Annotated in this window: 4 protein-coding genes and 1 pseudogene; 1 reads left to right on the top strand and 4 read right to left on the bottom strand. The window is 68.1% G+C overall.

Annotated elements, in window-relative coordinates:
* Both QSG27_RS26615 and QSG27_RS26610 read right to left on the bottom strand, forming a co-directional pair.
* The coding region (locus QSG27_RS26615; RefSeq protein WP_306711537.1) for a septal ring lytic transglycosylase RlpA family protein at positions 1-611 on the bottom strand (611 nt) is incomplete at its 3' end.
* Between the two features lie 72 nt (positions 612-683).
* The gene (locus tag QSG27_RS26610; RefSeq protein WP_306711539.1) at positions 684-1,508 is read right to left on the bottom strand and encodes a YdcF family protein; all 825 of its coding nucleotides are present in this window, start codon (positions 1,506-1,508) and stop codon (positions 684-686) included.
* A gap of 1,079 nt (positions 1,509-2,587) precedes the next feature.
* Here QSG27_RS26610 and QSG27_RS29340 point away from each other — a divergent pair.
* Positions 2,588-3,637, top strand: a pseudogene (locus QSG27_RS29340) (methyl-accepting chemotaxis protein); the annotation flags it as partial.
* Between the two features lie 75 nt (positions 3,638-3,712).
* On the opposite strand, the gene QSG27_RS26600 reads toward QSG27_RS29340, so the two are convergent.
* Both QSG27_RS26600 and QSG27_RS26595 read right to left on the bottom strand, forming a co-directional pair.
* Positions 3,713-6,364, bottom strand: a complete 2,652-nt coding sequence (locus QSG27_RS26600) for a valine--tRNA ligase (RefSeq protein ID WP_306711533.1) — start codon at positions 6,362-6,364, stop codon at positions 3,713-3,715.
* A gap of 69 nt (positions 6,365-6,433) precedes the next feature.
* Positions 6,434-6,952: a DUF2497 domain-containing protein gene (locus QSG27_RS26595; RefSeq protein WP_306711531.1), complete on the bottom strand. Its 519-nt coding sequence runs from the start codon at positions 6,950-6,952 to the stop codon at positions 6,434-6,436.
* Positions 6,953-7,033: the final 81 nt, after the last annotated feature.

Below are 7,033 nucleotides of genomic sequence, written 5' to 3'. Positions count from 1 at the left end.
ACCGCGGCGGGCGCGGCCTGGGCGGCGCCGTTGACCTCGACCGAGCCGCGCGGGGCGGCCTTCGGCGCCGGACCCTCCAGTTCGGCCAGGATAGGGGCCGGCGTGCCCTGGCGGGCCGCGGCGGCGACGGCGCGGCTTTCCTCCGCCAGAATCTGCACGCGCACCTTGGCCGTGCCCGTGCCTTCGAACCCCAGCAATTGCGCGCCGCGCCGCGACATGTCGATGATTCGCCCGTTGGCGTAGGGGCCGCGGTCGTTGATGCGAACGACCAGCGACCGGCCATTGTCGAGATTGGTGACGCGCACGAGGCTTGGCATGGGCAAGGTCTTGTGCGCGGCGGTCAGCTCATTCTGGTCGTAAACCTCGCCGTTGGCGGTGACCTTTTGGTGGAATCCGGGACCGTACCAGGAGGCGATCCCGGTTTCGCTGTAGGAGTAATCCTCGGCGGGATAGTACCAGACGCCGTTGACCTGATAGGGCTTGCCCACCTTGTAGACGCCGCTGCGCGGCAGGCCGGAGGTGGACGGCGCGGGCGGTGCGGACGCACAGGCGGCGAGCGCCAGCGCCCCTGCGAGCACCACCGCTCCCCTCAGCATATGCGCGCGTCGCATGAACCTACCCCGCTAGATCTGGTGGCGCCACTCTAGCCGAGTTACCTCCCCGCGCCAACCGCGCAGCGCCCGTCAGGAGCCTGCCTGTGCTGCGCTGCGGTCATGGGCGGGACCCGGAAACAGCGAATCGGTCCGCCCCATCAGGCGATAGGCGACGAGGCCGATCCATTCGCGGACGGGGTCTTGCAAAGCGTCGATCTGCTTGTCGAATTCGAACCGGACGAAGGGCCGGCCACCGTAGCGCGTGCGGTAATCCACCGGATAGGGAATCACCTCCCAGCCGACCCGCCGGAAGATGCCGACCGACCGCGGCATGTGCATGGCCGAGGTCACCAGAATCCAGGTCTCCCCCGGCTTCGGCTGGATGAGGCGCTGGCTGAACAGGGCGTTTTCCCAGGTGTTGCGGGACTCGTTCTCGTACGTCACGCTTTCCGGGTCGATTCCGGCCTGCCGCAGCGCGCCGCGGACGGCGATGTCCTCCCGCAGCTCCAGCGCCTCCTGCCCGGCCAGCCGGCCCGAGCCGCCGGTGAAGACCGCCTTCGCCTGCGGGTAGCGGCGGACCAGCTCCGCGAAACCCAGAATCCGCTCCGCCGCGTCGTTCACCGACGGTTCGCCCCGGTCGCGGGAGATCGGCGGGTTCACGGCTCCGCCCAGCATGATGATGCCGTCCACATGTTCCGGCAGGTCAGGGCGGGGAAAGCGCTCCTCCAGCGGCAGGGCGACCAGGGAGGCGACCGGCGTGACCATGACGACGACGAAGCCCACCGCCACCACCGCGACCAGCCGCCTCCCCCAATGGGCCAGACGGCGGGTGAACAGCATCACCGTTCCGGCGGCGAGGGTCAGCACGAGAAAATTGCCCGGCGACACCAGAAACCACAGCAGCTTCGACAGCACGAAGGACAACAGCCGACCTCCCCCTTCCATTTCCGGTGGTCCCTGGATACCGGACCTTCACCCCCGCTGCCCAGAGGACGATTGCAGGGTAACGAATCCGCCATGAAACCGTAACAGCGGCGTCTCCGGTGGCGGGTAAGGTCCTCGGCGCAACCGAGGATTTTCCGCATATGCTGTCGAACATTTCCATCGGCACGCGAATCGCGCTGCTGGTCGCCGCGTCCGTGGTCACCTTGGGCCTGCTGGGCGGGACGGTCACCGTCGGCGCCCAGCGCATGTTCGAAGCCACGTCGGAACTGGACCAGTTCCGTGACGCCTACGAGCACACCGCCGCCATTGAACGCCGGGCCAGCCGCCTGCGCTTCCAGGCCCTGCGCTTCGTGGCCGACCGGGACGAGGCCGCCGCCGCCGCCTTTGCGAAGAACGCCGAGGAGGCTTCGCGCCTGCTGCACGATCTCCGGCTGCGAGGCGCCGAACGGCTGCCGAAGGACGAGCTGGACAGCCTGGCGCTGGGCATCGGCACGCTGAAGGAGCGTTTCTCCACCGTGGTCGCGCGGGCGAAGGAGTTGGGGCTTTCCGACGACACCGGCCTGCGCGGCGTCCTGCGCGCGTCCGCCCGCGCCATCGAAGACGATCTGAAGCAGTGGCCGAACGCCGACAAGCTGACCGGCCGCATGGAATCGATGCGGAAGATGGAGAAGGATTTCATCATCTACAGCGACGAGTCGCTGCTGTCGGGCCATCGGAAGGCCTTCAACGAGTTCACCTTCTTCCTCGCCGATTCGGGCCTGGACGGGGCGACCCAGACGAAGCTGGAGAAGCTCGCCCGCACCTACCGCACCGACCTCGGGCGTTTCGTGGACGCCACCAAGGCGTTCCGCGCGGAGGTGCAGACCTTCAACGACGCCTTCCAGGCCATGGTCCCGCGCTTCGAAGCCCTGCTGGAGACGGCGAACGCCGGCATGGCCAGCGCGGTGGAAACCCAGAACCGGGTGCGCGGCGAGGTGATCGCCAACGTGTTGCAGGTCGGCTCGATCCTGCTGATCGGTGCCGCGGTGATCAGCCTGCTCGTCGCCCGCAGCATCACCCGTCCGCTCCGCCTGATCGAAGGCGTGATGGAGCGGCTGGCCGGCGGCGACCGGACGGCCACAGTACCGGAGACGGGGCGGCGCGATGAGATCGGGGCGATGGCCCGCGCCGTCAGCGTGTTCAAGGACAACCTTCAGCGCACGCACGAGCTGGAGCAGGAGGCCCGGCGGGCCGAACGCCGGGCGGAGGAGGAGCGGGAAACCGCGCTCCGCGCCATCGCAAACGACTTCGATTCGGCCTTCGGGCGCGTGCTGCACACCGTCGGCCTCGCCGCCGACCAGATCCGCAACGGCGCGCACATCCTCCGCGACACCGCGGAGAAGATGAAGGAGCAGGCGCTCGACACGTCTGAGAAGGCGGAGCAGACCTCCGAAGTGGTCGGCATCGTCAACGACGTGTCGCGCACCCTGTCCGCCTCCATCGGAGAGATCGGGGGGCGCGTGACCACCTCCAGCACGGCCATCCGCCGCGCGGTGGATCACGCCCGGCAGAGCGACTCGGCGGTTGCCGCCCTGGCCGACAGCTCGCAGCGGATCGGGGAGATCGTCCGGCTGATCAACGACATCGCCGGCCAGACGAACCTGCTGGCCCTGAACGCGACCATCGAGGCCGCCCGCGCCGGGGAGGCCGGCAAGGGCTTCGCCGTCGTCGCGTCGGAAGTCAAAATTCTGGCCAACCAGACCGCCAAGGCGACGGAGGACATTGCCGGTCAGGTCGGCGCCATCCAGGAGGCCACCGGCTCCGTCGTCGAGGCGATCCGCGCCATCCGGACGACGGTGGAGGAGGTCGCCCACCTGTCGGAGGATGTGTCCGCGGCGGTGCGCGACCAGCTTGAGCAGACGGAGGAGATCGTCGGCGCCGTGGGCCGGGCCAACGACAACACCCACGAGGTGACCGAGAGCGTCAGCACCATGGCGATCACCGCCGCCGAGACCGGCAAGTCGGCCATCGAGATGATCTACTCCGCCGCCCAACTGGCGGACGAGCTGCGGCAGCTCGAAGCCGACGCCGACCGCTTCGTGTCCTCCATCAAGCTGTAAGGCGTTCTTCAAGCAAAAAGAAAGGGCAGGAGGCGAAGCCCCTGCCCTTTCTCGTTTTTCCGTCCGCGGGTTTATTCAGGCGGCCAGCATCTCCAGCGCCTTCTGGAGCTTGTCGCGGGCCTGCTCCGCCGTGTCGCGGCGGTCGCGCTGCTCCTCGATCACCTCTTCAGGGGCCTTGGCGACGAACTGCTCGTTCGACAGCTTGGCGTCGATCTTCTTGATCTCGCCGGACAGCTTCTCGATTTCCTTGGTCAGGCGCGCGCGCTCCTTCTCAAGGTCCACGATGCCTTCCAGCGGCAGGATCAGCGTGGCCTCGTCCAGCACGGCCTGGACGGCGCTCTTCGGCACCGGGCCGGACAGCGGCTCGGCGCTGGCCAGACGGCCCATGCGCAGGATCAGGTCGCGGTGCGTGTCCAGCCGCTTCAGGCTCTCCGGACCGGCGTCCTTCAGCTTCAGCTCGATCTGGGCCGACGGCGGCACGTTCATCTCAGACCGCATGGAGCGGACCGAGGAGATCGTCCGCACCACCCAATCCATCTCGTCGCGGGCGGCGGGGTCGATCAGCTCCGCGCCATGCTCCGGCCAATGGGCGGAGATCAGGCGGTTCGCCCGGTCGGCGGAGAGCTGCTCCCACAGCTCCTCGGTGATGAAGGGCATCAGCGGGTGGAGCATGTGCAGGATCTCGTCCAGCACCCAGGCGGTGGTCGCCCGCGTCTCCGCGATGGCGGCCTCGTCCGTGCCGTTCAGGATCGGCTTGGTGAACTCCAGGTACCAGTCGCAGAAGGTGCCCCAGGTGAAGGCGTAGGCGGTGTTGGCGGCCTCGTTGAACTTGTAGGAGTCGATGGACTCGCCGACCTTCTTCGCCGCTTCCGCCAGGGCGCCGACGATCCATCGGTTCACCGTCTGGGTCAGCCCGACCGGCTTGAAGCCGGGGACCGGGGCCACCCCGTTCATCTGGGTGTAGCGCGCGGCGTTCCACAGCTTCGTCGCGAAGTTGCGGTAGCCCTCGACGCGGCTGACCGCCAGCTTGATGTCGCGGCCCTGGGCGGCCATGGCGGTCAGGGTGAAGCGCAGGGCGTCGGTGCCGTACTGGTCGATCAGGTCCAGCGGGTCGATGACGTTGCCCTTGGACTTCGACATCTTCTGGCCCTTCTCGTCGCGGACCAGGGCGTGGATGTAGACCGTCCGGAAAGGCACGTCCTTCATGAAATGCAGGCCCATCATCATCATCCGGGCGACCCAGAAGAAGATGATGTCGAAGCCCGTCACCAGGACGTCGGTCGGGTAGTAGCGCGCCAGCTCCGGCGTCTCGTCCGGCCAGCCCAGCGTGGAGAAGGGCCACAGGGCGGAGGAGAACCAGGTGTCCAGCACGTCCTGGTCGCGGGTCAGCTCAACGTCCTTGCCGTAATGGGCCTTGGCCGCGGCGATGGCCGCCTCCTCGGTCTCCTCGACGAAGAACTGGCCGTCCGGGCCGTACCAGGCGGGAATCTGATGGCCCCACCAGATCTGGCGGCTGATGCACCAGGGCTGGATGTTGCGCATCCACTCGAAATAGGTGTTCTCCCACTGCTTGGGCACGAACACGGTCTTGCCGGTCTCCACCGCCTCGATGGCCGGCTTGGCGAGCGTGGCGGCGTCCACGTACCACTGGTCGGTCAGCCAGGGCTCGATGGCGACGCCGGAACGGTCGCCGTGCGGGACCATATGGGTGTGCGGCTCGATCTTCTCCAGAAGTCCGAGCGCCTCCAGCTCCGCCACGACCTTCTTGCGCGCCTCGTAGCGGTCGAGGCCGCGGTAGGCTTCAGGAACCTCGTCGCCGGTGATGCGGGCGTCGCGGTCCATGATGTTGATGGCCGCGAGGTTGTTGCGCCGCCCGACCTCGAAGTCGTTGAAGTCGTGGGCCGGGGTGATCTTCACGGCCCCCGAGCCGGTCTCCGGGTCGGCGTATTCGTCGCCGACGATGGGGATCAGGCGACCGACCAGCGGCAGGACGACGTTCCTGCCGATCAGGTCCTTGTAGCGCTCGTCCTCCGGATGGACGGCGACGCCGGTGTCGCCCAGCATGGTTTCCGGGCGCGTGGTGGCGACCACGATGAAGCGGTCAGCCTCGCCTTCGATCGGGTAGCGGAAGTGCCAGAGGTTGCCCTTGATCTCCTTCTGCTCGACCTCGAGGTCGGAGATGGCGGTGTGCAGCTTCGGGTCCCAGTTGACCAGCCGCTTGTCCTTGTAGATCAGGCCCTGCCGGTGCAGCTCCACGAACACCTTGCGGACGGCGCGGCTCAGCCCCTCGTCCATGGTGAAACGCTCGCGCGGCCAGTCGGGCGAGGCGCCCAGGCGGCGGAGCTGGCGGGTGATGGTGCCGCCGGATTCGGCCTTCCATTCCCACACCTTGTCGATGAAGGCGTCGCGGCCGAAATCGTGGCGCGTCTTGCCTTCCTTGGCGAGGTTCCGTTCCACGACCATCTGGGTCGCGATGCCGGCGTGGTCGGTGCCCGGCTGCCACAGGGCGTCGCGCCCGCGCATCCGGTTGTAGCGGGTCAGCACGTCCTGGAGGGTGAAGGTCAGCGCGTGGCCCATGTGCAGGCTGCCGGTCACGTTCGGCGGCGGCATCATGATGGTGTAGGGCGTTCCGTTCGATTCGGTCTTGGCCGCGAAGGCGCCCGACTCTTCCCACAGCCGGTAGTGCTTTTCCTCGACCTCGGCGGGCCGATACGTCTTTTCCAACATCACCAGGAACTTTCGCTTACGAATTCAAACGGAATGCGTGGCCGGAATGCGTGGCGGCCGTGACGCCGCTCAGAATTTCTGGGACCGCCGGATCATCCGGTCGATCTCCTGCTGCACCAGCCGTTCGACGATGGTCGGCAGATTCTCGTCCAGCCATTCCTTCAGCAACGGCCTCAACAGCTCGCGGACCACTTCCTCCACCGTGCGGATGCCGACGGGCATCGGGCCGATGGACAGGTCGTCGCCGAGCTGGCGCGCCAGATGCGTGAAATGGTGCGACGACTCCTCGGCCACCCGGCGCGAGATCAGCCCATCGTCCAGGTCCGACGCCCGGATGCGCGGCCGCGGCGGCGGCGGCTCGTCGTCGTCGAAATCGTCGAAGGCCGGCGCCGGACGCCGCGCGGCGGGCCGCGGCGGAGGGGGCGGCGGTTCGGGCTCCGGCTCGTGGTATGCGGGCTCGGGGTCCATCATCGAGCCGAAGGACGGCTCGTCGCGCCAGGGATCGGGCTCCGGCTCGTCGGGTTCGTCCGGCCCCTCGTCCTGGAGCATCTGGGTGAGTTCCAGAACGTCGTCGTCATCGTCCTCCATGGGAGGGGGCGGTGGCGGCGGGGGGGGGGGCGGAGGAGGTGGCAGCGGCGGTGGAGGTGGGGGTGGCGGCGGGGGGGGCGC

The organism is Azospirillum isscasi, assembly GCF_030849505.1.
GTDB classification, from domain to species: Bacteria; Pseudomonadota; Alphaproteobacteria; order Azospirillales; family Azospirillaceae; genus Azospirillum; species Azospirillum isscasi.
Note: the sequence above shows the minus strand (reverse complement) of the source record. Positions and strands in the feature narration are given on the sequence as shown.

Coding starts and splice junctions, on each gene's coding strand:
- QSG27_RS26600 (WP_306711533.1), bottom strand. CDS start 6,364: ATGTTGGAAAAGACGTATCGGCCCGCCGAGGTCGAGGAAAAGCACTAC.
- QSG27_RS26595 (WP_306711531.1), bottom strand. CDS start 6,952: ATGGAGGACGATGACGACGACGTTCTGGAACTCACCCAGATGCTCCAG.